The organism is Pseudomonas oryzihabitans, from assembly GCF_024652905.1.
Lineage (GTDB): Bacteria > Pseudomonadota > Gammaproteobacteria > Pseudomonadales > Pseudomonadaceae > Chryseomonas > Chryseomonas benzopyrenica.
This window is the reverse complement of the sequence record NZ_CP102428.1, coordinates 178,841-204,437: the sequence shown is the minus strand read 5'-3', so window position 1 is coordinate 204,437 and position 25,597 is coordinate 178,841. Positions and strand designations below refer to the sequence as shown.

18 protein-coding genes are annotated in these 25,597 nt (G+C 63.0%); 11 read left to right on the top strand and 7 right to left on the bottom strand.

All coding sequences use genetic code 11. From position 1 onward, the window contains the following. Nucleotides 1-327: 327 nt before the first annotated feature. Nucleotides 328-2,775, top strand: coding sequence for an AAA family ATPase (locus NRG74_RS00940; RefSeq protein ID WP_257705516.1), 2,448 nt, complete (start codon nt 328-330; stop codon nt 2,773-2,775). Between the two features lie 556 nt (nt 2,776-3,331). Here the strand turns inward: NRG74_RS00940 and NRG74_RS00935 are convergent. From NRG74_RS00935 to guaB, 3 genes are all read right to left on the bottom strand, one after another. Then, nucleotides 3,332-4,627 carry a hypothetical protein gene (locus NRG74_RS00935; RefSeq protein ID WP_257705515.1) on the bottom strand — a complete coding sequence of 432 codons (1,296 nt, stop codon included), beginning with the start codon at nt 4,625-4,627 and terminating at the stop codon, nt 3,332-3,334. 347 nt (nt 4,628-4,974) lie between these two features. After that, entirely contained in the window at nt 4,975-6,552 is a 1,578-nt protein-coding gene (gene guaA / locus NRG74_RS00930; protein ID WP_133862639.1) for a glutamine-hydrolyzing GMP synthase, read from the bottom strand. 87 nt (nt 6,553-6,639) lie between these two features. Then, the gene (gene guaB / locus NRG74_RS00925) at nt 6,640-8,109 is read right to left on the bottom strand and encodes an IMP dehydrogenase (protein WP_017638609.1); all 1,470 of its coding nucleotides are present in this window, start codon (nt 8,107-8,109) and stop codon (nt 6,640-6,642) included. Nucleotides 8,110-8,274: 165 nt separating this feature from the next. Between guaB and NRG74_RS00920 the strand changes: the two genes are divergently transcribed. The 6 genes from NRG74_RS00920 (at nt 8,275) to NRG74_RS00895 (ending at nt 15,420) form a co-directional block, all read left to right on the top strand. After that, nucleotides 8,275-10,398 carry a TonB-dependent siderophore receptor gene (locus NRG74_RS00920; protein WP_257705514.1) on the top strand — a complete coding sequence of 708 codons (2,124 nt, stop codon included), beginning with the start codon at nt 8,275-8,277 and terminating at the stop codon, nt 10,396-10,398. A 148-nt stretch (nt 10,399-10,546) separates the two neighbouring features. Further along, a complete protein-coding gene (locus NRG74_RS00915; protein WP_257705513.1) occupies nt 10,547-11,491 on the top strand; it encodes an ABC transporter substrate-binding protein in 945 nt (314 codons plus the stop codon). 59 nt (nt 11,492-11,550) lie between these two features. Then, nucleotides 11,551-12,528, top strand: a complete 978-nt coding sequence (locus tag NRG74_RS00910; protein ID WP_437181173.1) for a FecCD family ABC transporter permease — start codon at nt 11,551-11,553, stop codon at nt 12,526-12,528. Then, complete coding sequence (locus NRG74_RS00905) at nt 12,525-13,538, top strand: FecCD family ABC transporter permease (protein WP_017638613.1); 1,014 nt, start codon at nt 12,525-12,527, stop codon at nt 13,536-13,538. Before NRG74_RS00910 ends, NRG74_RS00905 begins: the two co-directional genes overlap by 4 nt. Then, nucleotides 13,520-14,326: an ABC transporter ATP-binding protein gene (locus NRG74_RS00900; RefSeq protein ID WP_257705511.1), complete on the top strand. Its 807-nt coding sequence runs from the start codon at nt 13,520-13,522 to the stop codon at nt 14,324-14,326. The genes NRG74_RS00905 and NRG74_RS00900 overlap by 19 nt, the downstream gene beginning before the upstream one ends. A 122-nt stretch (nt 14,327-14,448) precedes the next feature. Continuing rightward, entirely contained in the window at nt 14,449-15,420 is a 972-nt protein-coding gene (locus NRG74_RS00895; protein ID WP_257705510.1) for a D-2-hydroxyacid dehydrogenase family protein, read from the top strand. Nucleotides 15,421-15,623: 203 nt separating this feature from the next. Here the strand turns inward: NRG74_RS00895 and NRG74_RS00890 are convergent, their stop codons facing one another. The 3 genes from NRG74_RS00890 to NRG74_RS00880 form a co-directional block, all read right to left on the bottom strand. Continuing rightward, nucleotides 15,624-16,511: an alpha/beta fold hydrolase gene (locus NRG74_RS00890; RefSeq protein ID WP_257705509.1), complete on the bottom strand. Its 888-nt coding sequence runs from the start codon at nt 16,509-16,511 to the stop codon at nt 15,624-15,626. Nucleotides 16,512-16,981: 470 nt separating this feature from the next. Further along, on the bottom strand, nt 16,982-17,752 hold the full coding sequence (locus tag NRG74_RS00885; RefSeq protein WP_257705508.1) for a sulfite exporter TauE/SafE family protein: 771 nt from the start codon (nt 17,750-17,752) through the stop codon (nt 16,982-16,984). 102 nt (nt 17,753-17,854) lie between these two features. Next, nucleotides 17,855-18,919, bottom strand: coding sequence for an SDR family oxidoreductase (locus NRG74_RS00880; protein WP_017638618.1), 1,065 nt, complete (start codon nt 18,917-18,919; stop codon nt 17,855-17,857). 165 nt (nt 18,920-19,084) lie between these two features. Here NRG74_RS00880 and NRG74_RS00875 point away from each other — a divergent pair, with 165 nt between their 5' ends. The 4 genes from NRG74_RS00875 to NRG74_RS00860 all read left to right on the top strand — a co-directional run bounded on the left by NRG74_RS00875 (nt 19,085) and on the right by NRG74_RS00860 (nt 23,325). After that, nucleotides 19,085-20,017, top strand: a complete 933-nt coding sequence (locus NRG74_RS00875) for a LysR family transcriptional regulator (RefSeq protein ID WP_257705507.1) — start codon at nt 19,085-19,087, stop codon at nt 20,015-20,017. A 239-nt stretch (nt 20,018-20,256) separates the two neighbouring features. Then, the gene (locus tag NRG74_RS00870) at nt 20,257-21,324 is read left to right on the top strand and encodes an NAD(P)-dependent alcohol dehydrogenase (protein WP_173149502.1); all 1,068 of its coding nucleotides are present in this window, start codon (nt 20,257-20,259) and stop codon (nt 21,322-21,324) included. 118 nt (nt 21,325-21,442) lie between these two features. After that, on the top strand, nt 21,443-22,303 hold the full coding sequence (ypfJ, locus tag NRG74_RS00865) for a KPN_02809 family neutral zinc metallopeptidase (protein WP_145156245.1): 861 nt from the start codon (nt 21,443-21,445) through the stop codon (nt 22,301-22,303). 20 nt (nt 22,304-22,323) lie between these two features. Continuing rightward, nucleotides 22,324-23,325 carry an alpha/beta hydrolase gene (locus tag NRG74_RS00860; RefSeq protein ID WP_257705506.1) on the top strand — a complete coding sequence of 334 codons (1,002 nt, stop codon included), beginning with the start codon at nt 22,324-22,326 and terminating at the stop codon, nt 23,323-23,325. 3 nt (nt 23,326-23,328) lie between these two features. On the opposite strand, the gene NRG74_RS00855 is transcribed toward NRG74_RS00860, so the two are convergent. Then, nucleotides 23,329-25,518 (bottom strand): hybrid sensor histidine kinase/response regulator, encoded by a 2,190-nt coding sequence (locus NRG74_RS00855; protein ID WP_257705505.1) that lies wholly within the window; start codon nt 25,516-25,518, stop codon nt 23,329-23,331. Nucleotides 25,519-25,597: the final 79 nt, after the last annotated feature.

Genomic DNA, 25,597 nt, shown 5'->3' with positions numbered 1-25,597 from the left:
AGAAACCTGCCACAAGCGGAAAGCGGTCGAAAAATAAATATGCTCCCTTTTCGATGATTCCCAATTTTAGGAGATACTCGGTGGTTAACTGTGGCTGGTATCGTAGGACGCGCTTAACCACTTCCTAGAGCGACGGATAAATATAGGCAAGATCACCACTCCGATCTCGCGATGCTATTCTTAAGCGCAACCGGCTTCACGAGCTTGTGTAGTGGTCTATTCTGAGACCTCAAAATGCCACTTCCTGCCCTAGATTCCAAGGTGATGGTGCGGCATTAGCGCCACCCTTTGGCTTGCTCCCCCACTTCCCTCCCATGGATGAGAGACATGATTGAATCGATCACCCTTTCCGACATAGCGACCTACAGTTCCGTAACCCCCGAAATGATTCAAGACCTGAAGACTGTAAATTATTTCTACGGTGCAAATGGAGCAGGAAAAACAACGATCAGCAGGCTGATAGGCGAGCCAGCACTATCGCCCGCCTCCAAGGTCACTTGGGCAAAGGGCAATCCGATCCCTGCCATGGTCTATAACAACGACTTCATCGCTGCGAACTTTACTGATTCGAAGCAGTTCAAGGGTGTTTTCACGCTGGGGAAAACCGAGAAGGCGCAGCTTGATCGTTTAGAGGCGCTTCAGAGAGAAAGACGCGGTTACGAACAAGTCAAAACTAGAGCACAAGAAAACCTGAAAGGTCTCGATGGCGAAAGCGGCAAGATCGGCGAAAAAAAAGCGCTGGAAGCAAAGCTATTAACACGGTGTTGGGAACAAAAACAAAAACACGACAAAGATTTTCAAATAGCTTTTTCAGGTCTGAGAAACAACAAGGAAGCCTTCAAGAGTAGGGTTTTGCAGGAGTGCAGAGACAATACATCGCAGCTGGCTGAATTAGAGGACTTGCGCAAACGAGCGGAGGTTCTCTATCGTGACGCACCATCAATAATAATTACTGCTCCTAGCCTTGACCTATCTCGTTTAGTAGGGCTTCAGCAAAATCCTGTGCTCAGCAAAAAAGTGCTTGGCAAAGAGGATGTCAGTGTGTCTGCGATGATCCAGCACTTAGGGAACAGTGACTGGATTAGGCAAGGCATGAAGTATCTGGGCCATACCGATGATGACTGCCCTTTCTGTCAACAGAAACTACCTCATGATTTCGAGAAAAGACTTGAAGATTACTTCGACGAAACATTTGAGGCTGACACTAGAGCTCTATCGCAGTTTCGCGATACTTATCGGTCAACAGCAGATACACTATTAGCCCAAGCTCAGACACTCCTGACCACAGACTGCAAGCATTTAGACAAAGAAAAATTTGAGACTGAATTACACGCCCTGAATGCAATTATATTGGTGAACAGACAGCGCATTGATCAAAAAATAGCCAGCCCCAGTATTGATGTAGCGCTGGAAGATCTTGCTGAAGTTACGAAAAAAATTTCTAAATTGATCAATTCAGCCAACTTAAAGATCTCTGAGCATAATCGCCTTGTTTCAGACTTCTCCGTCGAACAAAAAAAATTAACCGGCTCGGTTTGGCGATATCTTCTCGACGTTGAGCTTAAAGACACTCTCACTGACTACACCACTGATATTAATCGTATTAGCAAAGCAATTGCTGGCATTAGCGCAAGCCTGGACAAGGCAGAATTAGACATCTCTAAAGCTGACGCGGAGATTGCAAGTATCGAAACCTCGTTGACAAGCGTGAGGCCTACCGTAATTGCGATCAACAAAATCCTCAAAGATTTCGGCTTTCGAAGTTTTTCCCTGGATACTGCGTGTACCGAAAATTCATATCGACTGATTAGAAGCGATGGAACTGATGCTAAGGCAACGCTCAGTGAAGGCGAAAAGACCTTCGTTACCTTCCTGTATTTCTATCATTTGCTGAGGGGAAGCATCACGACCTCGGGTATCAATACTGATCGAATTGTCGTCATTGATGACCCAGTTTCAAGCCTGGATAGCGACGTGCTATTCATTGTAAGTAGCTTAATCAAAAAACTCTTTCACGAGGCTCGCCAGAAAGGGAACAATATCAAGCAGGTCTTTGTCCTAACCCATAATGTGCATTTTCACAAAGAAATCACGTTTAACCCTCAAAGGGCTGGTGATGATCCTATTAAAGATGAAACATTTTGGATAGTGCGGAAGCCAGACTACTTCTCGAGAATTGAAAAATTTGAAACCAACCCAATCAAGACTTCTTACCAGCTTTTGTGGGCAGAGCTAGCGAAAAATCCATTGCCTACGCTTACCATCCAGAACACGATGCGCAGAATTCTAGAAAATTACTTCAAAATTCTGGGTAATACAGATACAAATGTCATTATCGGAAAACTCGAAGGACAGGAAAAAGTCCAGTGCCAGTCGTTGATTAGCTGGGTGAACGATGGGTCCCACTATTCACCAGATGAGCTGTACGTAGCAATAAGCGATGGTATGGCGCACAGCTACATGAGAATCTTCTTTAAAATATTCAAGATCATGGGCCATATGCCTCATTACAAAATGATGATGGGCCGCAACTTTGTCGATTTAGATCCAGCAGAGGATGAGACGGAAGATGAAGATTCATCAGGAGATGCTGGCGACGCTACTATTGAAACAACTACGTCTATCATAGTTTCCAGCAAGCCTAGTAGTGAAAACCCCACCGATCCCGCAGGCACTACTGCATCTTTAATTACCTCTATGGTCGCGACGCGTGCGCCAAAACCATATTCGGTAGGGACAGATGATTCTGGTTCTGACTCGGACATCCCATTCTAACCTGATTCAACTTTAGTCGGTGCGCCTCGCGGCCGCCGACTAAACAGATTTTGTCTGTTCCCAATACTTGAACTGAGCCATACCCAGCTTGATGGGCGCCTCCAAGAACGTTTCTAGAAGTCCGTTTTTGGCCACTTCCTTTCCTTCGTAAATCGTAGCTTTGTGTTTACAGCAGCGGTCGGTGACAGCCTCCTTCGCCCAACACTTATAGCTAGCGGACAAAACTAAGCCAATAAATCTAGCACGCTAAATTATAGAAAAATCTTATTTAACTATACAGACTGCCACTCTTACTCCATACGATTAACTCACAATTGACCCACCAGTTATTTAAAAGATTATACAAGAACATCAACGGCTGTCTATAAAAACCGGCACCCGAACTATAAGTAACCGACCAAAAATTCCGACGGACATAGCCAGAGACAGTCAGTTAAAGCTGCCCCCGAACCCTGTTAAATCATTGTCATCTGGCCTATCCGGGATTAGACACTCTAAATAATAAATTTATCTAGCATCATAAACCACATAATGAATGACTATACCGGGAGCTTCGTCATAAAAATGAATGCATTGTTAATTCTCCGAAACGCTCAGCGTTAACCCACTTATCAAAATGGATATTTTTGAGCAGCTCAGCATCAACTACAGAATTGAGACAAAATACAGTCTGAACGTTTTTATTTGTAAATTCAGCTAGTTTCTTGAACACATCCGATTTTCTAACCGGGTGCAATCGCTGAAAGTAGTCAGTATCAAATATATAAATCCAACTTTCTTTTCCTGAAGCACAGGAAACTAGCTTTAGCGCTATTTCAAGAAAAGCCAGTTGCCTCTCTGTGGAGCTCAAGGACCCATGGTGAAGAAAAAAATCTCGGCCATCTGGCACAAGTACTTCAACGCTTCGATGGCCAGTGCGTCTGAACCGGTATCCAAATGTCGAACTTGTGAAAAATTCCTCTCGTAAAGAGTCCCAGACAAGATCTTCTGTGGTACCAAACACGGTAGCTAGATATCTAAGGGCTTTGACAAAAATGTCTTTGGGATCCGAGTGATGCGTTCGATATAGCTGCTCTTTGAAATACAAAATTCTGAGCATTGATCTAGGCCAATCAAAAGAAGGACAACCATCAACCTCCACATGAATTCGCTGACGCAAATTTTCCGTTTTTTTCCTACCAGCGCTAATTACCTGCGGACTGATCCTGACACTCCTTACAATACCGTCATCCTGATATGAAAGCTGAATATAGGCGTGATCGGCCGCTCTTTTTGAAAACCTGAATCTTCGATTGAACTGCTTCCAGTGATCACCACCAGAAAATGCGGATAGAATTTCGCAAAATGACGTTTTACCCGATTCATTATCACCCACCAAAATATTGTTTCGACGCAGTGCCACCTTCAAACCATCGGAAAATACCCCTACCCCCCCGAAGCTTATTTGTGATACTCCTCGATGTAAGAGTTCAAAACCACTTTCAACTCGGTCAAATACCCACTTTTCGTGCTGCGCCTTCCAACGATGGAGCTCGACGGTTGAACACCTGCTAGCGTTGTCATCAATAAGTTTCCCATGGATCTGACACATCCATATTCCATTTGCCGCGCTGCCGCGCTCGTCTTTACTCATACCAGGATCATATCTAGGTCCTTTTTGAGACGCGGCTGTGATATGCGCTGCAACGCCAGTCAAGGTAAGACCAGACTTTCGGTCATCTGATCCAGCGACCGTCATTCGCTTGCAGTTCGGATATGCGCAAATGTAGCCAGATCGTTTAGCGATCAAATCCTTCGTAGGCTGCGAGAAATCATCTCGCCCCTCATTTTCCATCTTATTAAATTCATTCATTTGAACTACCGCGAGATGGCAGTGATTAACTATTTTAGCAGAGGCTTACATGAAGAAAATGGACCAACTTACTAAATTAATCACATATTCACTTTCAATCCGAAGCCATCAATAAGAAGATCTCAATCGCCCCGAGCAACCAATACATTAAAACACATAAAACTCATTTATTTTCTATTTCTAGCAATATTAGTCTTTCGACGGCTCAATACCCTGCCAGATTAACACTACAGCTATGGAGCAGAATACTGTCGCAACTTAGCAAACCCAAAAAAGCGAAAGCCCGCGTTTAAGCGGGCTTTCGGGATACCTTTATGACTTTTTGTCGGTTCAAGGCGGACTTGAACTTACTCCCACTCAATCGTCGCCGGCGGTTTGCTCGAGACGTCGTAGGTGACGCGGGAGATGCCGTCGATTTCGTTGATGATGCGGTTGGAGACCTTTTCCAGCAGCTCGTAGGGCAGATGGGCCCAGCGGGCGGTCATGAAGTCGATGGTTTCCACCGCGCGCAGGGCGACGACCCAGGCGTAGCGGCGGCCGTCGCCGACCACGCCAACGGATTTCACCGGCTGGAAGACGACGAAGGCCTGGCTAACCTTGTGGTACCAGTCGGCCTTGCGCAGTTCGCTGATGAAGATGTCGTCGGCGCGACGCAGCAGGTCGGCGTATTCCTTCTTCACTTCGCCGAGGATGCGCACGCCCAGGCCCGGGCCCGGGAAGGGGTGGCGGTAGACCATGTCGTAGGGCAGGCCCAGTTCCAGACCGATCTTGCGCACCTCGTCCTTGAACAGTTCGCGCAGCGGCTCGACCAGCTTGAGGTTCATCTCCTCGGGCAGGCCGCCGACATTGTGGTGGGACTTGATGACGTGGGCCTTGCCGGTCTTGGCGCCGGCCGACTCGATGACGTCGGGGTAGATGGTGCCCTGGGCCAGGAACTTGATGTTGTCGAGCTTGCTGGCTTCGGCGTCGAAGACGTCGATGAAGGTGCGGCCGATGATCTTGCGCTTCTTCTCCGGATCGGCTTCGCCTTCCAGGTTGGTCAGGAAACGCTGCTCGGAATTGGAGCGGATCACCTTGACGCCCATGTTCTCGGCGAACATGGCCATCACCTGGTCACCCTCGTGCAGGCGCAAGAGGCCGTTGTCGACGAAGACGCAGGTCAGCTGGTCGCCGATGGCCTTGTGCAGCAGGGCCGCGACCACGGAGGAGTCGACACCGCCGGAGAGGCCCAGCAGCACGTTGGCGCTGCCGACCTGGGCGCGCACCTGGGCGATGGCGTCCTCGACGATGTTGGCCGGGGTCCAGAGGGCTTCGCAGCCGCAGATGTCCTTCAGGAAGCGCGAGAGGATGCGCCCGCCCTGCTTGGTGTGGGTCACCTCGGGGTGGAACTGCACGCCGTACCAGCCGCGCTCGTCGTCGCCCATGGCGGCGATGGCGCAGCTCGGGGTGCTGGCAACGATGTGGAAGCCTTCCGGCAGCTTGCCGACCTTGTCGCCATGGCTCATCCAGACGTCCAGGCCGAGTACGCCGTCGTCGTCGAGGTGGTCCTGGATGCCTTCGAGCAGGCGGCTCTTGCCGACCACGTCGACCTTGGCATAGCCGAATTCGCGGATGTTGGAGCCTTCGACCTTGCCGCCGAGTTGCTCGGCCATGGTCTGCATGCCGTAGCAGATGCCGAACAGCGGTACGCCCAGGTCGAACACCGCCTTGGGTGCGCGCGGGCTGCCGGCCTCATGGACCGACTCGGGCCCGCCGGCAAGGATGATGCCGCGCGGAGCGAAGGCGCGGATGTCGGCGTCGTCCATGTCGAAGGGATGCAGCTCGCAATAGACGCCCAGTTCGCGCACGCGGCGAGCGATGAGCTGGGTGTACTGGGAGCCGAAGTCGAGGATGAGGATGCGGTGGGCGTGGATGTCTTGGGACATGGCCAGGTCTCGATAGCGCTAGGTTCAGACGATTCGGGGCTGTCTAGACAGCCCCGAATCGCAACGATAAGAACAACAGATTAGGAATCAGCTAACGCGGTAGTTAGGCGCTTCCTTGGTGATCTGCACGTCGTGGACGTGGGATTCGGCCATGCCGGCGCCGGTGATGCGCACGAACTGCGGCTTGGTGCGCATCTGCTCGACGGTGGCGCAGCCGGTGTAGCCCATGGAGGCACGCAGGCCGCCCATCAGCTGGTGGATGATCGCCGCCAGCGGGCCCTTGTAGGGGACGCGGCCTTCGATGCCTTCGGGGACCAGCTTCTCGGCGCCGGAGGCGGAGTCCTGGAAGTAGCGGTCGCTGGAGCCCTGGGTCTGGGACATGGCGCCCAGGGAGCCCATGCCGCGATAGGACTTGTAGGAGCGGCCCTGGAACAGCTCGACCTCGCCCGGGGCCTCTTCGGTACCGGCGAACATGGAGCCCATCATCACGCAGTAGCCACCGGCGACGATGGCCTTGGACAGGTCACCGGAGAAGCGGATGCCGCCGTCGGCGATCAGCGGCACGCCGGTGCCTTCGAGGGCGGCGGCGACGTTGGCGATGGCGGAGATCTGCGGCACGCCGACACCGGCGACGATGCGGGTGGTGCAGATGGAACCCGGGCCGATGCCGACCTTGACCGCGTCGGCGCCGGCATCGGCCAGGGCCTTGGCGGCTTCGGCGGTGGCGATGTTGCCGCCGATCACCTGCACCTGCGGGTAGGTCTGCTTGACCCAGCGCACGCGCTCGATCACGCCCTTGGAGTGACCGTGGGCGGTGTCGACCACGATGACGTCGACGCCAGCGGCGACCAGCGCAGCCACGCGCTCGGGGGTCTCGGCACCGGTACCGACGGCGGCACCGACGCGCAGGCTACCGGCGTCGTCCTTGCTGGCGTTGGGGTAGGCCTTGGCCTTTTCGATGTCCTTAACGGTCATCATGCCCTTGAGCGCGAAGGCTTCGTCGACGATCAGCACCTTCTCGATGCGGTGCTTGTGCAGCAGCTCGCGGACTTCCTGCTTGTCGGCGCCTTCGCGCACGGTGACCAGGCGATCCTTGGGGGTCATGACTTCGCGCACCGGCACGTCGAGTCGGGTCTCGAAGCGCACGTCGCGGGAGGTGACGATACCCACCAAGTCACGGCCAGAGATCACCGGGACGCCGGAGATGTTGTGCAGGCGGGTCAGGTCGAACAGATCGCGCACGCTGGCGTCGGCGTCGATGGTGATGGGGTCCTTCACCACGCCGGCCTCGAAGCGCTTGACCTTGCGGACTTCCGCGGCCTGCTGCTCGACGGTCATGTTCTTGTGGATGATGCCGATGCCGCCTTCCTGGGCCATGGCGATGGCCAGGCGGGACTCGGTCACGGTGTCCATGGCGGCGGACACCAGGGGAATGTTCAGCTCGATGCCACGGGTCAGGCGGGTCTTGAGACTGACGTCTTTCGGCAGGACATCCGAATAGCCGGGGATGAGGAGAACATCGTCGAACGTCAGGGCTTCTTGGCTGATGCGCAGCATGGCGGGCGCTCCCGGGCGGGAAAATTTAGGAGCGCGACATTATACCTGCGCTTGGGGATGGGCGGCAACGCACCCGAGCATCAACGGTAAGAGGATTCGATTTACGTGAGAATGACTATCAACATAGAATCGCCGCCACCTTTTCCGCCCCTCCCGAGAACGCCCTTGAACACGCCGCCCAGAGCCCTTCGCCGTTTCGCGCCCTTCGCCTTCAGCACCCTGGCCCTGGCGACCAGTTCGGATCTGCTGGCAGCGGCTGACACCACCCTCGCCCCCATGGACATCTCCGCTACGGCCAGCGAGGCCGACCAGGGCTATCGGGCGACCCGCGCCTCGACCGCGAGCAAGAGCGACGTGCCGATCAAGGAAGAGGCGCAGTCGGTGCAGACCGTGACTCCGCAACTGCTCCAAGACTACGAGGTGCGGACCCTGGACGACGCCTCTAAATTCGTCAGCGGCGTGACCCAGAGCAACACCCTGGCCGGGACCAAGGATGCCTTCGTCAAACGTGGCTTCGGCAGCAACGCCGATGGCTCCATCTTTCGCGATGGGGTGCGCTCGAATCTGTCGCACAACTTCGATGCCACCGCCGAGCGCGTGGAAGTCCTGAAGGGCCCCGCCTCGCTGCTCTATGGCGCCCTGGAGCCCGGCGGCCTGATCAACGTGGTCAGCAAGCAGCCGCAGTACCAGCAACGCACCACCCTGAGCGGCTCGGCCTACAGCGAGGGCGGCGGCAATCTCGGCGTCGACACCACCGGCCCCCTGGGTGACAGCGGCTTCGCCTATCGGCTGATCGCCGAGCGCCAGAACGAGGACTACTGGCGCAATTATGGCGTGGATCAGCACAGTCTGGTGGCGCCGTCGCTCTCCTGGACCGGCGAGCGCGCCAGCCTGACCCTGGCCTATTCCTATAACGACTACAGCGGCCCGGTGGATCGGGGGACGGTGTTCGTCAATGGGCATCCGGCCAAAGTCGACTACAACAAGCGCCTGGACGAGCAATGGGCCAAGGGCGACGGTATCACCGAGACCGCCAGTGCGCGCTATGAGTATCAGCTCAGCGATGACTGGAAGACCCGTTTGACCTATGCCTGGAACAACGACCGCTATGGGCTTTCGTTCGCTCAGCCGCAAACGTCCAATCAACTGGCGACCACTGGCCAGCTGAATCGCCAGGCGAATGGCGGGCACTATGACTATGAGACCAAGTACGCCAGTTGGGACGTCGTCGGTCGCCAGGAGCTGTTCGGCCAACGGCACGATCTGTTGGTCGGTGTCGATCACGAAGACAACAGCCAGGTGCGCGGCAAGACCTACCGCAACACCGGTGCCACGCCGAGTTTTAATATCTTCAATCCCAGCTATGGTCGCCTGGCTGCGCCCAGCCGAGTCGATCCCGCGACCAGCGATCTGGTCAGCGAACTGGAATCCACCTCGCTCTACGTCAAGGACAACTGGCACCTGAACGATCGCTGGATCCTGGTACTGGGCGGTCGCTATCAGCACTTCGACCAGTACGGTCGCGTGGGCACCGGCAGCAGCCGTCGCGAAACCCTGGATCGCCAGGACAATGCCCTGCTGCCCCTGGCCGGTGTCGTGTTCCAGGCCACCGATGCGCTGTCGCTCTACGGCAACTATAGCCGCTCCTTTGTCCCGAACACCCAGGATGGCTCCGGCAATACCTTCGATCCGGAGGAAGGCCGTAGCTACGAAGTGGGGGCCAAGTACGACCTCGCACCCGGGCTCAATCTGAACGTGGCGCTCTATGACATTGAAAAGACCAATGTTGTCGTGCCGACCGGTAGGCTCAATGTCAGCGAAGCCGCCGGCAAGGTCGGCTCCCGCGGCGTGGAAGTGGATCTCACCGGTCGCCTGGCCGAACGCTGGGACATGGTCGCCACCTATGCCTACAACAAGACCAAGGTGCTCGACGACCCCAGCAACGAAGGCAATCGCCTGACCCAGGCACCCGAGCACAGCGGCAGTCTCTATCTGACCCATCACCTGCTGGTACCGTCCAACCTGGGTGGCTGGCACCTCGGTGGCGGCGCCCGCTACGTCGGCGAGCGCGCCGGCGATGCGGCCAACAGCTTCTACATGAGCAGCTACACCGTGGCCGACGCCTTCCTGCGTTGGGACCTGCCGGTGACCGGCTACCAGACCCGGCTGCAGCTGAACGTGGATAACCTGTTCGACAAGGAATACTACCCGTCGAGCGCCAACAGCCCGCTGCAGGTGGCCGTGGGTGAGCCGCGGACGGCGCGGCTGAGTGCCACGGTGAGCTTCTAAGCCAGCGGCCTGCCCTCACCCCAGCCCTCTTCCAGGGGGAGAGGGGGTAAAGAATGCCAGCCCCGTGTTGATGCTCTATCCTAGCCGCCCCGCCGTGGGGCCTCGGCCCGCCTGGCGGGCCTCTTTCGGTCTTCAGCCAGTCCCCGTCATGCTCGATCGCCGCGCCCTTCTGCAATTCGCCGCCGGTACCGCCCTGCTCGCCGGGCTGCCGGGTCGGGTATGCGCACGTGCGTCGGCGGCGGATGGTGAATTCCCGCGGCAGGTGGAGCATGTGGTGGGCAGCACCCTTATCCCACGCCAACCCCAGCGGGTGGCCGTGATCTCCACCGGCCAGCTGGACGCCGCTCTAAGCCTGGGCGTGATCCCGGCCGGCACCACCCGGGTGGACAATCGCGACCTGGCGCCCGGCTATCTGCGCACCGTCCTCGCCAGCCGCGCCAGCGAGCTGGACGCCATGGTCGACCTGGGCAGTCGTCAGGCGCCGGATCTGGAAGCCCTGGCGCGCCTGGCGCCGGATCTCATCGTGCTCAATCGCACCGTGCTCAAGGCCGGCGGCCTGGAGCTGTTTTCGCGCATCGCCCCCACGGTGGTGGCGCGCGGCACCGGTGGCAACTGGCGGCCGGACTTCCTGGTGCTGGCTGATGCCCTGGGGCGGCGCCAGCAGGCCGAGCGCCTGCTGGCGGAGCTGGATCGGGATCTCGCCGGCCTGGCGCAGCGCTTCGGCGCCCAGCCACCCTCCGCCTCCCTGCTGTTTTCCAGCGGCGCGCGACTGCGCCTGATGGGCGCGGATTCCTTTGCCGGCGGGCTGCTGCAGGCGATGGGCGTGACCCGTCCGGCGGCGCAGCGCTTCAAGGGCACCTCGCGGGATGTCAGCCCCGAGTTGTTGGATCTGGCCGACGCCGACTGGCTGTTCTACGCCGAGCAGGGCACCGCCCTGGCCAGCCTGGCGCGGCAACCGCTGTGGCCGCGGCTGACTGCGGTGCGTCAGTCCCGGGCCGTTCGCGTGGATACCGACGCCTTCTATCTCAACGCCGGGCCCCTCGCCGCCCGCCAGGTGATCGGCACGGTCGCCGGCGCCCTGGGGATGACATGACCCCGCCGGCCCGCCCCGCGCCTCTTGCACAACGGGCATCCGCCGCCCGCGGTGGCCTGGTGCTGGTCCTGCTGCTGATCGTCCTGGCGCTGGCGGTGGTGGCGAGTCTGGGCATAGGCGCACGGTCGCTGTCGGCGGCGCAGATCCTGCACCTGCTCGTCGCGCCCGATGACTCCACCGAGGCCGTGGTGCTCTGGCAGCTGCGTCTGCCACGCACCCTGCTCGGACTGCTGGTGGGTGCGGCCCTGGGCCTGGCCGGTGCCCTGATGCAGGCGCTGACGCGCAATCCTCTGGCCGACCCCGGACTGCTGGGCATCAACGCCGGGGCGGCCTTCGCCGTGGTGGCCGGGCTGTCGCTGCTGGGGCTGGACGATGCCCCGACGCGCCTGGCCTGTGCCCTGCTGGGCGCGGCCCTGGCCGCCGGCCTGGTCTATCTGCTCGGTGGCAGTGCCCCGGCCCGCGGTCAGCCCATACGGTTGATCCTGGCCGGCATCGCCCTGAGCGCCAGCCTCAACGCCTGCACCGGCATCATCACCCTGTTCGACAGCGCGGTGTTCGACAGTTATCGCTTCTGGGCGGTAGGCGCCCTGAGCGGCCAGACGCCAGGTGGCGCCCTCGGCATCCTGCCGCTGCTGCTGATCGGCCTGCTGCTGGGCCTACCCCTGGGATGCCGGCTCAATGCCCTGGCCCTGGGCGACGACCTCGGTCGCGCCCTCGGCGCCCGCCCCGGACAACTGCGGCTGCTCGCCTTCGTCGCCATCGTGCTGCTGTGCGGCGCCGCCACTGCGGTGGCCGGACCCATCGGCTTTCTCGGCCTGGTAGTGCCCCACGCCTTGCGCCTGCTGGTGGGCGCCGACTGGCGCTGGATCCTGGCGCTGGCGCCCCTGGCCGGAGCCAATCTGCTGTTGCTGGCCGATACCCTGGGCCGCCGCGTGGCCCTGCCGGGCGAGCTGGAGGCGGGAATCGTCTGCGCCCTGCTCGGCACCCCGGTGCTCCTCGCGCTGATCATCCGTTCCGCCCGGCGGGTGCGCCCTTGAGTCGCCATCGCTTCGCCCCCCGCCGCTCGGCGCGCTTCAAGGCCTGCCTGTTGCTGCTCCTGCTGGCGGCCATCGGTATCTGTGCCCTGACCCTCAGCGGCGGCGCCTTCGCTCCGGCGCCGCACCGGGTGGCGGCCACCCTGCTCGGTCGGGGCGACGCCCTGGCCAGTCTGATCCTGCTGGAGCTGCGCCTGCCGCGACTACTGGCGGCCTTTGGCGTCGGCGCGGCCCTGGGTGCCAGCGGTGCCATCTTCCAGCGGCTGGCGCGCAATCCCCTGGCCAGTCCGGATCTGGTGGGCTTCACCGTCGGCTCGGCCAGCGGTGCGCTGATCACCCTGCTCTGGCTGCAACTGGGCGGCGCGGCGCTGATGCTGGGCGCCCTCAGCGGCGGTCTCCTGGCCGCGGTACTGGTGGCCGGACTCGCCGCCCTGGCCGGCATCCGCGGCGAGCGGATGATCCTGCTGGGCATCGCCATCAGCGCCCTGCTCGCCTCGCTCAACGAATACCTGCTGACCCGCGCCGAGCTGGACGAAGCCCAGGAGGCCCGGCTCTGGCTGTTCGGCAGCCTGGACATGCTGACCTGGAGCCGCACCCTGACCCTGCTCGCCGGCTGCCTGTTGCTGCTGCCGCTGGCCGCCTGGCTGGCGCGCCGGCTGCGCCTGCTGGAGCTGGGCGACGACCTGGCCCGCGCCCTAGGCCTGGCCGTACTGCCCAGCCAGAATCTGCTGTTGGCCGTCGCCGTGGCCCTGGCCGCCCTGGCCATCGCCACCGCCGGCCCCATCGGCTTCGTCGCCCTGGCGGCGCCCCAACTGGCCCGTCGCCTAACCCGCAGCGCCGATCTGGGTATCCTCGCCCCCGCCCTGCTCGGCGCCTGCCTCACCGCCCTGGCCGATCTGCTGGCCCAGCGGTTGCTGGCGCCCTTCCAGATTCCGGTCGGGTTGCTCACCGGCGCCCTGGGCGGCCTCTATCTGATCTTCCTGCTGAGCCGCGAATGGCGGCGGACCTCATGAGCCAAGACGCCCCCTCCAGCCGCCTCGCCGCTCACGGCCTTACCGTGGGCTACGGCGGCCAGCCGATCTGCGCCGACCTCGATGTGCGGCTGCCCGATGGCCGCTTCACCGTCATCATCGGTCCCAATGGCTGCGGCAAGTCGACCCTGCTGCGCAGCCTGGCGCGGCTGATCCGCCCCAGTGCCGGCGAGGTACGCCTGGACGGCCGGCTGATCCAGGACCTGCCGACCCGCGAGGTGGCCCGTCGCATCGGCCTGCTGCCGCAGAGCGCCGTGGCGCCGGACGACATCCTGGTCAGCGATCTGGTGGCGCGTGGGCGCCATCCCCATCGCCAGGCCTTCGCCGGCTGGACGGATGCCGACGAGCGCGCGGTGCAGCACGCCCTGGAAGCCACCAATACCCTGGAACTGGCCGAGCGGGCGGTGGACAGCCTGTCCGGCGGCCAGCGCCAGCGCGTCTGGATCGCCCTGGCACTGGCCCAGGAGACCCCGTTGCTGCTGCTCGACGAGCCCACCACCTACCTGGACATCGCTCACCAGGTGGAGCTGATGGAGTTGCTCTGCCGGCTCAATCGCGAGGGTGGTCGCACCCTGGTGGCGGTGCTGCACGACCTCAATCAGGCCTGTCGCTACGCCGACCACATCATCGCCCTGCGCGCCGGGCGCATCCTCGCCGAGGGGCCACCGGCGGAAATCGTCACGCCCGAGCTGATCGAGGCGCTGTACGGCCTCAAATGCGCGGTGATCGAGAATCCCCTGGCGGGCACGCCGCTGGTGATTCCTTACTAGGCCTGGCCGTTGGGCTTCGACGGTGAAGCCGTATCAGCCCAACCTACGAGAGCGATGCCGGATCTTGTCGGACGACCTTGCAGGTGCTCCACTGGCGGTTCAGAACAACAACGGAGCCCGCCATGCATATCGTCATCCCCGACGACTACCAGCACGTCGTCGAAACCCTGGATTGCTATCCCTTGCTCCAGCGCGCCGGGCACCAGGTGACGCTCTATCACGACGCCGAGCGCGATCCCCAGGTGCTGGTGGAGCGCTTCCGCGATGCCGATGCCCTGGTGCTGACCCGCGAGCGCACCCGTATCGACGCCGAGCTGCTGGCGCACCTGCCGCGGCTCAAGCTGATCAGCCAGACCGGCAAGGCCACCGCCCATCTCGACGTGGCCGCCTGCACTCACCAGGGCGTGGCGGTCTGCGAAGGCAGCGGCTCGCCGGTCTCCACCGCCGAGTTGACCTGGACCCTGATCCTCATGGCCCGCCGCCGGCTCAAGCCGGCCATCGACGCCCTCTATGCCGGGCGCTGGCAGGTCAACCTGGGCGAACGGCTGGATGGACAGATCCTCGGCATTTGGGGCTACGGCAAGATCGGTCAGCGCCTGGCGCGCTACGGCCAGGCCTTCGGCATGCCGGTGCTGGTCTGGGGCAGCGAGGCCTCGCGCGCCCGCGCCGAAGCCGACGGCCACCGCGCGGCCGCCAGCCAGGAGGCTTTCTTCGCCGAGGCCGATGTCATCAGCCTGCACCTCAGATACAGCGAGCGCAGCCGCGGCTGCGTGCGCGCCGAGGACCTGGCGCGGATGAAGAAGAGCGCCCTGCTGGTCAACACCGCCCGCGCCGGCCTGATCGAACCCGGCGCCCTGCTCACGGCGCTGGAACGGGGGCATCCCGGCCAGGCGGCGCTGGATGTCTTCGAGCAGGAACCCGTGGCACCGGATGACCCCTTGCTCGCCCACCCCAAGGTGCTCTGCACGCCGCATCTGGGCTATGTGGAAAAGCACAGTTACGAGCTCTATTTCGGCGAGGCCTTCGCCAACCTGGTGGGCTTCTTCGCGGGTGAACCGACGGGTGTCGCCAACCCGGAGGTATTGGGGCGGTAGCTTCGATACACACGCCAAGGCGGCAGCGTTTTCACCACCTTGGCTTAGTTGTATCCGGTAGGTTTCGACGATGGAGCCGTCTCAGCACCAACCTACGGCACCCTGGCGAGCCGACGTAGGTTGGCGCTGAGCGCAGCGAAGCCCAACAATCCACGGCGCGGTCCGGCGTTGGGCTTCGACGGTGGAACCGTCTCAACGCCAACCTACGGAAGCCGCTCCCTTACCGCGGCGGCGAAGGCGGCCGGGGCTTCCTGGGGGATGTTGTGGCCGCAGCGTGGCAGCACCTCGTAGCGGAAAGATCCATGGAAATGCCGCGCCACGGCAGCCTCGCCCTGCACCGGGGTCACCCCGTCGTCCGCGCCGGCCAAGACCGTGGTGGGCACACTGATGGGCGGCTGCGCGGCGAGCCGGTGCTCGGTCTCGGCATAAGCCGGATCGTCCGGTGCCAGGCCGTAGCGGTGGCGATAGGAGTGGATCACGGTGTCGACGAAATCGGGATTGTCGAAGGCCGCGGCGGTAAGCGCGTAGGTGGCGTCGCTGAAGCGCCAGCTGGGCGACCACAGTGACCAGAGCAGTCGGCAGAAGTCGTGACGATGTTCCGCCAGGCCTGCGCGGCCCCGCTCACCGTGGAAGTAGTACTGGTACCAATAGCGCAGCTCCGCCGCCGGCTCGGCCGGCTGGGTCGCCGCGGCGGCGATGTCCTGGATCGGATAGCCGTCGCCCAGCACCAGCCCCGCGACCCGTTCCGGCCAGAGCGCGGCCACGATACCGGCGGCGCGACCGCCCCAGTCATAGCCAGCCAAGGTCGCCCGCTCGAGACCCAGGGCATCGAGCAGCGCCAGGACGTCATGGGCCAGGGCGGCCTGCTGGCCGGAGCGCGGGGTGTCGGCGCTCAGATAGCGCGTCGTGCCATAGCCACGCAGGTAGGGCACATAGACCCGGCAGCCCTGCGCAGCCAGTTCTTCAGCCACCTCGTCATAGGCATGGATGTCGTAGGGAAAGCCGTGCAGCAGCAGGACCGGCGGACCAGTTTCCGGTCCTTGGACCTGATAGGTCACGTCCAATACGCCTGCCTGGATGGAGGTGAGCATGGGAGTTCTCCGCAAAGGGGCTCTAGAGCGGAGACTCAGGTGGGCTTGGGAGTTCCCGACGTCGAGGCGTCGGGGAAAACGCCAGGCGGTTTTCCATCCTATGGCGATCCAAGAGCATCGCGGCCATGGGCCGCTCCTACGGGAGTATCCGCTTCCCGTAGGAGCGGTCGCTACGACGCACCGGCATGGCCGCGATCAGCGACGTAGGTTGGCGCTGAGCGCAGCGAAGCCCAACATTCCACGGTGCGGCCTGGCGCTGGGCTTCGACGATGAAGCTGTCTCGACCCAACCTACGGGTCTTCCGCCCAGGATGACCTGACTACCCCGCCAGATACCGTCCGATCAGGATCGCCAGCGACGTAGGTTGGGTTGAGCGCAGCGAAGCCCTACGCGGGGATCCGGCCCCGTTGGGCTTCGACGATGGAGCTGTCTCAACCCAACCTACGGGTCTTCCGCCCAGGATGACTTGACTACCCCGCCAGATACCGTCCGATCAGGGTCACGCCGGAGACCAGCACCAGCCAGGTCACCAGGCGGGTGAAGCGTTCGCGGGACAGACGTCGCTGCAGGTGGCGGCCGATCCAGCCGCCAAGCAGCATGGCCGGCAGCAGGCAGACGGCCAAGAGCAGCAGGCTGCCGTCGCTGTATGCACCGGCGATCAGCAGCAGGACGATGCGAATGGAAGCGCTGCAGCCGATGAGAAAGCTCTGGGTGCCGCGGATGGCGTTCTTGTCTTCCAGGCGGCCATTGAGATAGAGCGCATAGAGAAAACCGCCGCTGCCGAACAGGGCGCCGCAGAGGCCTCCGACGCCACCTGCGGGGATCGACCAGGCCGGCGCCAGCTGGCGAAAACCCTTGGGCGTGAGCAGGCTGTAGGTGGAATAGGCGACCACGAAGAGCCCCAGCCAGAGCATCAGCAGCCGGGCATCGGTGCGCATCAAGAGATAGGTGCCCAGGGCGGCGCCGAGCAGCAGCATGGGCAGCAATCGCTTGAGTTCGCGCCCGGCGATGGCGCGGCGATCCGGCAGCCAGTTGTGGAAGGACGCGAGGAAATCCAGCATTACCAGCAAGGGCACGATGCGCGATAGCGGCATCCAGCTGGTGAGCAAGGGACCGGCGACCAGGGCGCTGCCGAAACCGGCCACGCCAAAGATCAGGTAGGCCAGGACCACGATGGCTTCGATGAACAGCCAGTCGAGCGGGCTAAAGGCGGGAACGAGGGCAGCGAGGGTTTCGAGCATGAAAGCGCATCCTGCGACAAGAAATCGCATTCTGCGCCCCCGGAACGGCTCGTGAAAACCGCCGGCTGCCCGCGTTCACGGGAACCGGCGATCCAGAGCGACTCAGGGAATCAGGCGCTGGGCTCTAAGGCGGGTGAAGAGGTCGAGAAAGCTCGCCCGGGTGTCACGATAGCCGAAGAAGCCCAGGTCGCGGCTCTTGGTCATGTCGTTGAGGCACTCGATTTCACGGCCCAGGTCGGCGTCGCTGTGCCACCAGGAGGCGAGCTTGTCGACATCGGCCTCCACCAGGCCATGTTCCTCGGCCAGCTTGCGCCACTGCGCCGGGGCCGTGTCCTTCATCCGTGCTTCCAGCGGCATGGGCTGCTCGGGATAGGGTGCCGGCTCCAGGTCGAAGAAGGCAGCGATCTCGCTCCACAGCCAGCGCCAGCGGAAGACATCGCCATTGACGGTGTTGAAGGCCTGGTTGCGCGCCGCCGGCGCCAGGGCCGCCCACTCCAGCTGCTCGGCGAGCAGGCCGGCGTCGGTAACGTCGGTCAGGCTGTCCCACTGGGTACGGGAGCCGGGAAAGACGAAGGGTTGGCCGGTGGCCTTGCACAGGGAGGCGTAGACTGCCAAGGTCAGGCCCATGTTCATGGCGTTGGTGCCCTTGGCCTGGCCGATCATGCTGTGGGAGCGGTGCACGCTCCAACCGAAGCCATGCCGTTCGGCGGCGGCGAAGAGGATGTCTTCCAGGGTGTAGTAGAAGTTGGCACCGGGCTGGCGCGGCTCGCTTTCGCGGAAGGGCGTCTCGGCCTTGCCGCTGCCGTATTCCTCGAAGGAGCCCAGGTAATGCTTGGTACCGGTGACCAGCGCCAGGTGCTGCAGCGGCGCGCCGTCCAGGGCCTGGCAGAGGTTGTTCATCATGGCGCCATTGGCCTCGACGTTTTCCTTCTCGGTGTCACGGCGGGTCCAGGTGCAGAAGAACACATGGCTGATCGGCAGGCCGGCCAGGGCCTGGCGGGTGGACTCGGCGTCGAGCAGGTCGGCGGCCACCGGGATGACGCCTTCCTGGGCCACGGGTTTGCGGGCCAGACCATAGACGGTCCAACCCGAGGCCACCAGGGTATGAGCCAGGTTGTAGCCGGAAATGCCGGTGACGCCGACGATAAGAGCGGTGCCCTTGCGCATGAAACCTCCAGATAGGGAAGAAAAGGGGCCTGCGGCAGTGCAGGCGCTGTAGATAAGGGAGTGCCTTGTCTCAGGGTTGATTCCAGCCTATTGGAGAATTAACGGCGTATCCTGGGTATAAATTCCTATTTAATAGGAATCAGATTCCATAATAGGAAGCCAGCCTTGTATTCCTCTGAACGCCTCAAGGGCCTCGACGTCTTCGTCACCGTGGCCGATCTCGGCAGCTTCACCGCGGCCGGCGAGCGCCTCAATCTCACCGGTTCGGCCATCGGCAAGAGCGTGGCGCGACTGGAAAGCCGACTGGGCGTGCGGCTGTTCCAGCGCACCACCCGCCGTCTGCGCCTGACCGAGGCCGGCGCCAGTTTCTATCGCACCTGCACCGGGGTGCTGGCCGAGCTGGAACAGGCCGAGCTGGGGCTGACCGCGCAGGACGGCGAGCCCCATGGCCGGGTGCGCATCGACCTGCCCGCTTCCTATGGCCGCCTGCACGTACTGCCGCTGATCCTGGAGCTGCTGCATCGTTACCCCCTGCTGCAACCGGATCTGTCGCTGTCGGATCGCTTCGTCGATCCGGTCCACGAGGGCATCGACATCCTGGTGCGCATCGGCGGCTCCGACGCCTGGCCGGCCAGCCTGGGGCATCGCTTCCTGGGCACCCAGCGCCAGGTCTTTTGCGCCGCTCCGGCCTATCTCGCCCAGCATGGCCGACCCCAGACCCCAGCCGACCTGGTCGAGCACCAGTGCATCGGCTTTCGCCAGGCCGACGGCCTGATCAGCCCCTGGCAGTTGCGCGGCGAGCAGCCGGGCGACAGCGAACGCTGGATCTTCCAGCCACGCCTGGTGGTAGGCGATGGCGAAGGCGAGGTGCTGGCCGCCCTGGCCGGCCATGGCATCGCCCAGTTGCCGACCTGGCTGATCGGCACGCACCTGGCCAGTGGCGCCCTGGTCGATGCGCTGCCCGAACATGGCGTCGAGGGCTCGCCGATCAACCTGGTATGGCCACGCAGTCGCGAGACCCTGCCACGGGTCCGGCTGCTGCTCGATCACCTGGCCACCCGGCTGTTGCCCACCGTGGCGCCCAGGCTGTCCCGCTAGGCACGACCGGTCGACGGCGGGCCGTGGCAAGGGCGGGAACATCTGCTCTGGCACCCCGGTCGTAAGACCTCGTGCCCTGCCCGCCCATGAGTTCCATTGATGGGCGGCATGACCGATATCGAGACGATCGATTGGTGCCGCCGTGCCTGGCTGCGCAGGATCGACGGTTTGCTAGCTGGCCAGGCCCGCCTGGCCGCCCCGCTCCACCCTGCAGTTCCACCATCTAGATGAGGTATCTCATGAGCCAAGCCCAAGGCTACGCTGCCCAGTCCGCCGACCAGCCCCTGGCGCCCTTCTCCTTCGAGCGGCGCGAACCCGGCGCCCACGACGTGCAGATCGACATCCTCTTCTGCGGCGTCTGCCATTCCGACCTGCACACCGCGCGCAACGAGTGGAACAACACCCTCTATCCGTCCGTGCCCGGCCACGAGATCGTCGGTACCGTCACCGCGGTCGGTGCCCACGTGAAGAACTTCAAGGTCGGCGACAGCGTCGGCGTCGGCTGCATGGTCGACAGCTGCCAGCACTGCGCGCCCTGTGATGCCGGCGAAGAGTCCTATTGCGAGAACGGCTTCACCGGCACCTACAACGGCAACCTCTACGGTGGCAGCGAAAACACCCAGGGCGGCTACTCCGACCACATCGTGGTCAACGAGAAGTTCGTGCTCAAGGTGAGCCACACCGAGAACCTGGCCGCCGTGGCGCCGCTGCTCTGCGCCGGCATCACCACCTACTCGCCGCTGGCCCACTGGAAGGTCGGCCCGGGCAAGAAGGTCGGCATCGTCGGTCTGGGTGGCCTCGGCCACATGGGCGTGAAGATCGCCCACGCCATGGGTGCCCACGTGGTGCTCTTCACCACCAGCGCCAACAAGAAGGACGACGCCCTGCGTCTGGGCGCCGACGAGGTGGTGGTGTCGAAGAACGAAGACGAGATGGCCGCGCACGCCAACAGCTTCGACTTCATCCTCAATACCGTGGCCGCGCCGCACAACCTGGACGCCTTCCTCACCCTGCTCAAGTGGGACGGCACCATGACCCTGGTCGGCGTACCCGCCGAGCCGCACCCGGCGCCCAGCGTCTTCAACCTGGTGATGAAGCGCCGCCAGCTGGCCGGCTCGCTCATCGGCGGCATCCGCGAGACCCAGGAGATGCTGGACTTCTGCGCCAAGCACGGCATCGTTTCGGACATCGAGCAGATCGCCATCCAGGACATCAACCACGCCTATGAGCGCATGCTCAAGAGCGATGTGAAGTATCGCTTCGTGATCGACATGCAGAGCCTCAAGCAGGGCCAGACCGCGGCCTGATCCCACGCTCCGCTCCGCTGACAACGCCCGCGCCCGTCGCGGGCGTTGTCATTTCCGGTAACGCATTTTTGCTGTGACCTGCGGTCTTATCGATAGCAAAGATCAGGAGGCAAGCGCCATGCAGTGGGACAAGGGACAACGTAGCGACAACGTGCAACAGGCCAGCGGCGGACGCGGCATGAAGATCGGCGGCGGCCTGGGCCTGGGTGGCGTGGCCCTGGTGGTGGTGTTCGGCCTGCTCAGCGGCCAGAGTCCGACGCAGATCCTCGGCAACCTGATCAGCCTCAGCGGCCAGAGCGCGCCCAGCCAGCAGGAGACCACCGCCCCGGCCGACAATCGCCAGGTGGACTTCGTCCGCGTGGTGCTGGGTGAGACCGAAAACACCTGGACGCGCATCTTCCAGGCGCATGGCGAGCAGTACCAGCCGCCCAAGCTGGTGCTGTTCAACGGCCAGGTGCAATCCGGTTGCGGTGGCGCCACCGCGGCCAGCGGCCCCTTCTATTGCCCGGTGGACAGCAAGGTCTACCTGGACCTGACCTTCTTCCAGGAACTGCAGCAGCGCTTCGGCGCCGACGGCGACTTCGCCCGCGCCTACGTCATCGCCCACGAGGTGGGCCACCATGTGCAGAACCTCACCGGCACCACGGGCAAGATGGAAGCGGCGCGCCGCCGCGGTATTCCCACCGAGGGTGCCACCGGGTTGTCGGTGCGCCTGGAATTGCAGGCCGACTGCTATGCCGGGGTCTGGGCCAACGACGCCCAGAAGCGGCTGAACTGGCTGGAGCCGGGTGACCTGGAGAAGGCGCTGAACGCCGCCAACGCCATTGGCGACGACCGTCTGCAACGCCAATCCCAGGGTCGCGTGGTACCGGATTCCTTTACCCACGGCAGCTCCGCGCAACGGGTCAAGTGGTTCCGCACCGGCTTCGACAGTGGCAAGGTGGAGAGCTGCGACACCTTCGCCGCCAAGGCGCTCTGACCTCTAGCGGGAGATCCCCGATGCGTCGCCTGCTCGCGTTGTGCCTGGCCCTGGCCTGGGGCTCCGCCCTGGCGGCGCCCCCTGAGGGGGTCGCCCGTATCGTCAGCGACCGGCTGCCGATCGGCCAGGCACAGGCCGCGCTGCAGCTGTCCACCGACTGGGACCGGCCCCATCCGGAAATACACCGCGCCCTGGTCATCGTGCATGGCCGCCTGCGCAACGCCGCGACCTATTTCCGCTCAGGCGAAACGGCCACGGCAGCGGCCGGTGCCACGGCGGACACCCTGGTGATCGCCCCGCAATTCCTCAACGAAACGGACGTCCGGCGTCATCGACTGCCGGACACCCTGCTGCGCTGGCAAGGCAATGCCTGGATGGGCGGCGAGCCCGCCCTGGGTCCGCAACCGCTGAGCAGCTTCGCGGTGTTCGACGCCCTGCTCGCCCGCCTGGCGGACCGCCAGCGCCTGCCCAATCTGCAGGAGGTGGTGATCGCCGGGCATTCCGGCGGTGGCCAGGTGGTGCAGCGCTACGCCGTGCTCGGCCAGGGCGAGCGCGCCCTCGCCGCCACGGGCATCCGCCTGAGATACGTGGTGGCCAATCCGTCGTCCTATGCCTATTTCGATGCCCGCCGTCCGGATGCCCAGGGCCGGCCCGTGCCCTTCGCCGGCGCGGCCAGTTGCCTAGATTTCGACACCTGGAAATACGGCATGCAGGGTCTACCGGCCTATGCCGAGGGACGGACCGCCACCCGTCTGGAACAGCACTATGCAGGGCTGGACATCACCTACCTGCTCGGCGCCGAGGACACCGACCCCAACCATCCGGCGCTGGACAAGGGTTGCGCCGCCGAGGCCCAGGGCCCCTATCGTCTAGCCCGCGGACTGAACTACTACCGTTACCTGCAGGGCCGTCATCCGGAGCTGCGCCAGCAGCTGGTGGAGGTGCCGGGCGTCGGTCACAACGGCGATGCCCTTTTCACCTCGCCCGAGGGTCGTCGGGCGCTGTTCGGCGCTGGCGGCTAGCGCTCAACCTTCCAGGGTTTCGGGCTTGCCCAGCAGCTCCTGTACCCGGTCGACCAGGACCTCCAGGGTGAAGGGCTTGCCCAGCACGGCCATCCGCTCGCCGACCAGGGGCACGGGTGGCGCGTTGCCCGCCGCATAACCGGTGATGAAGAGGATCGGCAACTGCGGTCTGAGAGTACGGGCCGCGTTGGCCAGCAAGCGGCCGTTAAGCCCCGGCAGCCCGACATCGGTGATCAATAGGTCGAAGCCTTCGCCTTCGCGCAGCGCTGCCAGGGCCGCTTCGGCATCGACGGCGTCGCGATACCGCCAGCCCAGTTCGACGAACAGCTGCACCAGCAACGCGCGGATGACCGCGTCGTCTTCCACCAGCAGCACCCGGACGCTGGGTAGCGCACGGTCGGTCGTGGCGCTGGAGAGCGCAAGCGGCGCGCGGATCGGCGGGGCCGGATGACGCGGCAGCAGCAGGCTCACCCGGCAGCCCTGTCCTGGCGCACTGGTCACGCTCACCTGGCCCCGGGACTGGCGGACGAAGCCATAGATCATGGACAGCCCCAGGCCCGAGCCCTGGCCCACCGGCTTGGTGGTGAAGAAGGGCTCGAAGACTCGTTCCAGCACCTCCGGCGCCATGCCCACGCCATCGTCGTCGACCTCGATCAGCAGATAGTCGCCCGTTGGCAGCGCCGGATCCCCGTCAGGCTGCACCCAATTGCGCGCACCTATGGTCAGGGTGCCCCCCGCCGGCATGGCATCGCGGCTGTTGATGGCCAGATTGAGCAGGGCGTTTTCCAGCTGGTGCGGATCGGCGTCGACCGGCCAGAGCCCGGCGTCCAGCTCGAGCTGGCAGCGGATCTGCGGCCCCAGGCTGTGCCGCAGCAACTCCTGGAAGTCGCCGATCAGCCGGGCGACGTCGACCGCCTGGGGATTGAGCGTCTGGCGCCGGGAGAAGGCCAGCAGCCGATGGGTGAGACTGGCGCCCCGCCCTACCGACTGGGTGGCGGTGTCGAGCAGGTTGCCGACCCCGGCCAGGACCTCCGGTGCCAGGCGGCGGCGCAGGAGATCCAGGCTGGCCTGGATGCCGGCCAGCAAGTTGTTGAAGTCATGGGCGATGCCGCCGGTGAGCTGCCCCACGGCTTCCATCTTCTGCGCCTGGCGCAGCAGCTCCTCGGCCTGGGCGCGACTGTGCATCTCTTCGCGCAGCTGGCGATTGGTCTCTTCCAGCTCGGCGGTACGCGCCTGCACCTGGACCTCCAGGGTAGCGCGCTCGCGGCGCAAAGCCTCCTCGGCCTCGCGACGGTCATCGATGTCTTCGCTGGTGCCGTACCAGCGGATCACGGCGCCCGCCGCATCGCGGCGCGGATAGGCACGGGTACGCAGCCAGCAATGGCTACCATCCGCCACCCGCACCCGGTGTTCGCGGTCGTAGGCCTGACCGGCGCTGCACGCCACGTCCCAGGCCTGCCGGGTCGCCTGGCGATCGTCCGGATGCACCACCGTCCAAAAGCTATCGGCTTCCAGCATCGGCTGGCCGGTCAGCTGCTGCCAGCGCGGCGAAAAGACCATGTGCTGACCGCTGGGATCGCAGGTCCAGGTGTACTGGGGATTGAGTTCCACCAGGTGCCGATAGTGATCTTCGCTCTCGCGCAGCTGCAGATCCGCCTGATGGCGCTCGATGGCCAGGGCGGCGGTCTCGGTGACCAGGCGGAAGGCGTCGCGCTCGGCGGCCAGCGGGCGCCGCGGCTCGAGGAAATAGTTGGCGAAGGTGCCCAGTAACCGACCGTCCAGGGCCAACAGCGGCATCGACCAGCAGGCCCGCAGGCCATAGCGCAGCGCCAGGTCGCGCGCGCCGGCCCACAGCGGATCGCCGGCGATGTCCGCGACATAGACGGCTTCGCGGCGGTAGGCGGCGGTGCCACAGGAACCCGCCAGCGGGCCGATCTCCAGCCGCCCGAGATCGCGGCTGTAGGCGTCCGGCAGACTGGGCGCGATGCCGTCCTGCAGATAACGGCCATCCTCGCTGAGCAACAGGATGCAGGCGTGCAGGCGGACCTGGGCCAGGACCTCCACCCGTTGCAGCAGCGTGTGCAGCACCTGGGTCAGGGGCAGGCCGGTGGCAAGGCTTTCCAGCGTCTGACGCTCGTACTGGCGCAGATCGCCGGAGGCTGGCTGATCGCTCGAAGGCGTGTGGAGGCTCATACGGCTGGCCCGACCTGAATCCGAAGCCGGCATCTTAGCCAGCGGCCAGGCAAACAACAGACTATTTACGCCTAACGGA

What these genes read in the sequence shown, in the direction of transcription:
- NRG74_RS00935 (WP_257705515.1), bottom strand. Translation starts at nt 4,627, where the DNA reads ATGAATGAATTTAATAAGATGGAAAATGAGGGGCGAGATGATTTCTCG.
- NRG74_RS00940 (WP_257705516.1), top strand. Translation starts at nt 328, where the DNA reads ATGATTGAATCGATCACCCTTTCCGACATAGCGACCTACAGTTCCGTA.
- NRG74_RS00895 (WP_257705510.1), top strand. Translation starts at nt 14,449, where the DNA reads ATGCATATCGTCATCCCCGACGACTACCAGCACGTCGTCGAAACCCTG.
- NRG74_RS00860 (WP_257705506.1), top strand. Translation starts at nt 22,324, where the DNA reads ATGCGTCGCCTGCTCGCGTTGTGCCTGGCCCTGGCCTGGGGCTCCGCC.
- guaB (WP_017638609.1), bottom strand. Translation starts at nt 8,109, where the DNA reads ATGCTGCGCATCAGCCAAGAAGCCCTGACGTTCGACGATGTTCTCCTC.
- NRG74_RS00915 (WP_257705513.1), top strand. Translation starts at nt 10,547, where the DNA reads ATGCTCGATCGCCGCGCCCTTCTGCAATTCGCCGCCGGTACCGCCCTG.
- guaA (WP_133862639.1), bottom strand. Translation starts at nt 6,552, where the DNA reads ATGTCCCAAGACATCCACGCCCACCGCATCCTCATCCTCGACTTCGGC.
- NRG74_RS00890 (WP_257705509.1), bottom strand. Translation starts at nt 16,511, where the DNA reads ATGCTCACCTCCATCCAGGCAGGCGTATTGGACGTGACCTATCAGGTC.
- ypfJ (WP_145156245.1), top strand. Translation starts at nt 21,443, where the DNA reads ATGCAGTGGGACAAGGGACAACGTAGCGACAACGTGCAACAGGCCAGC.
- NRG74_RS00855 (WP_257705505.1), bottom strand. Translation starts at nt 25,518, where the DNA reads ATGAGCCTCCACACGCCTTCGAGCGATCAGCCAGCCTCCGGCGATCTG.
- NRG74_RS00900 (WP_257705511.1), top strand. Translation starts at nt 13,520, where the DNA reads ATGGCGGCGGACCTCATGAGCCAAGACGCCCCCTCCAGCCGCCTCGCC.
- NRG74_RS00885 (WP_257705508.1), bottom strand. Translation starts at nt 17,752, where the DNA reads ATGCTCGAAACCCTCGCTGCCCTCGTTCCCGCCTTTAGCCCGCTCGAC.
- NRG74_RS00880 (WP_017638618.1), bottom strand. Translation starts at nt 18,919, where the DNA reads ATGCGCAAGGGCACCGCTCTTATCGTCGGCGTCACCGGCATTTCCGGC.
- NRG74_RS00870 (WP_173149502.1), top strand. Translation starts at nt 20,257, where the DNA reads ATGAGCCAAGCCCAAGGCTACGCTGCCCAGTCCGCCGACCAGCCCCTG.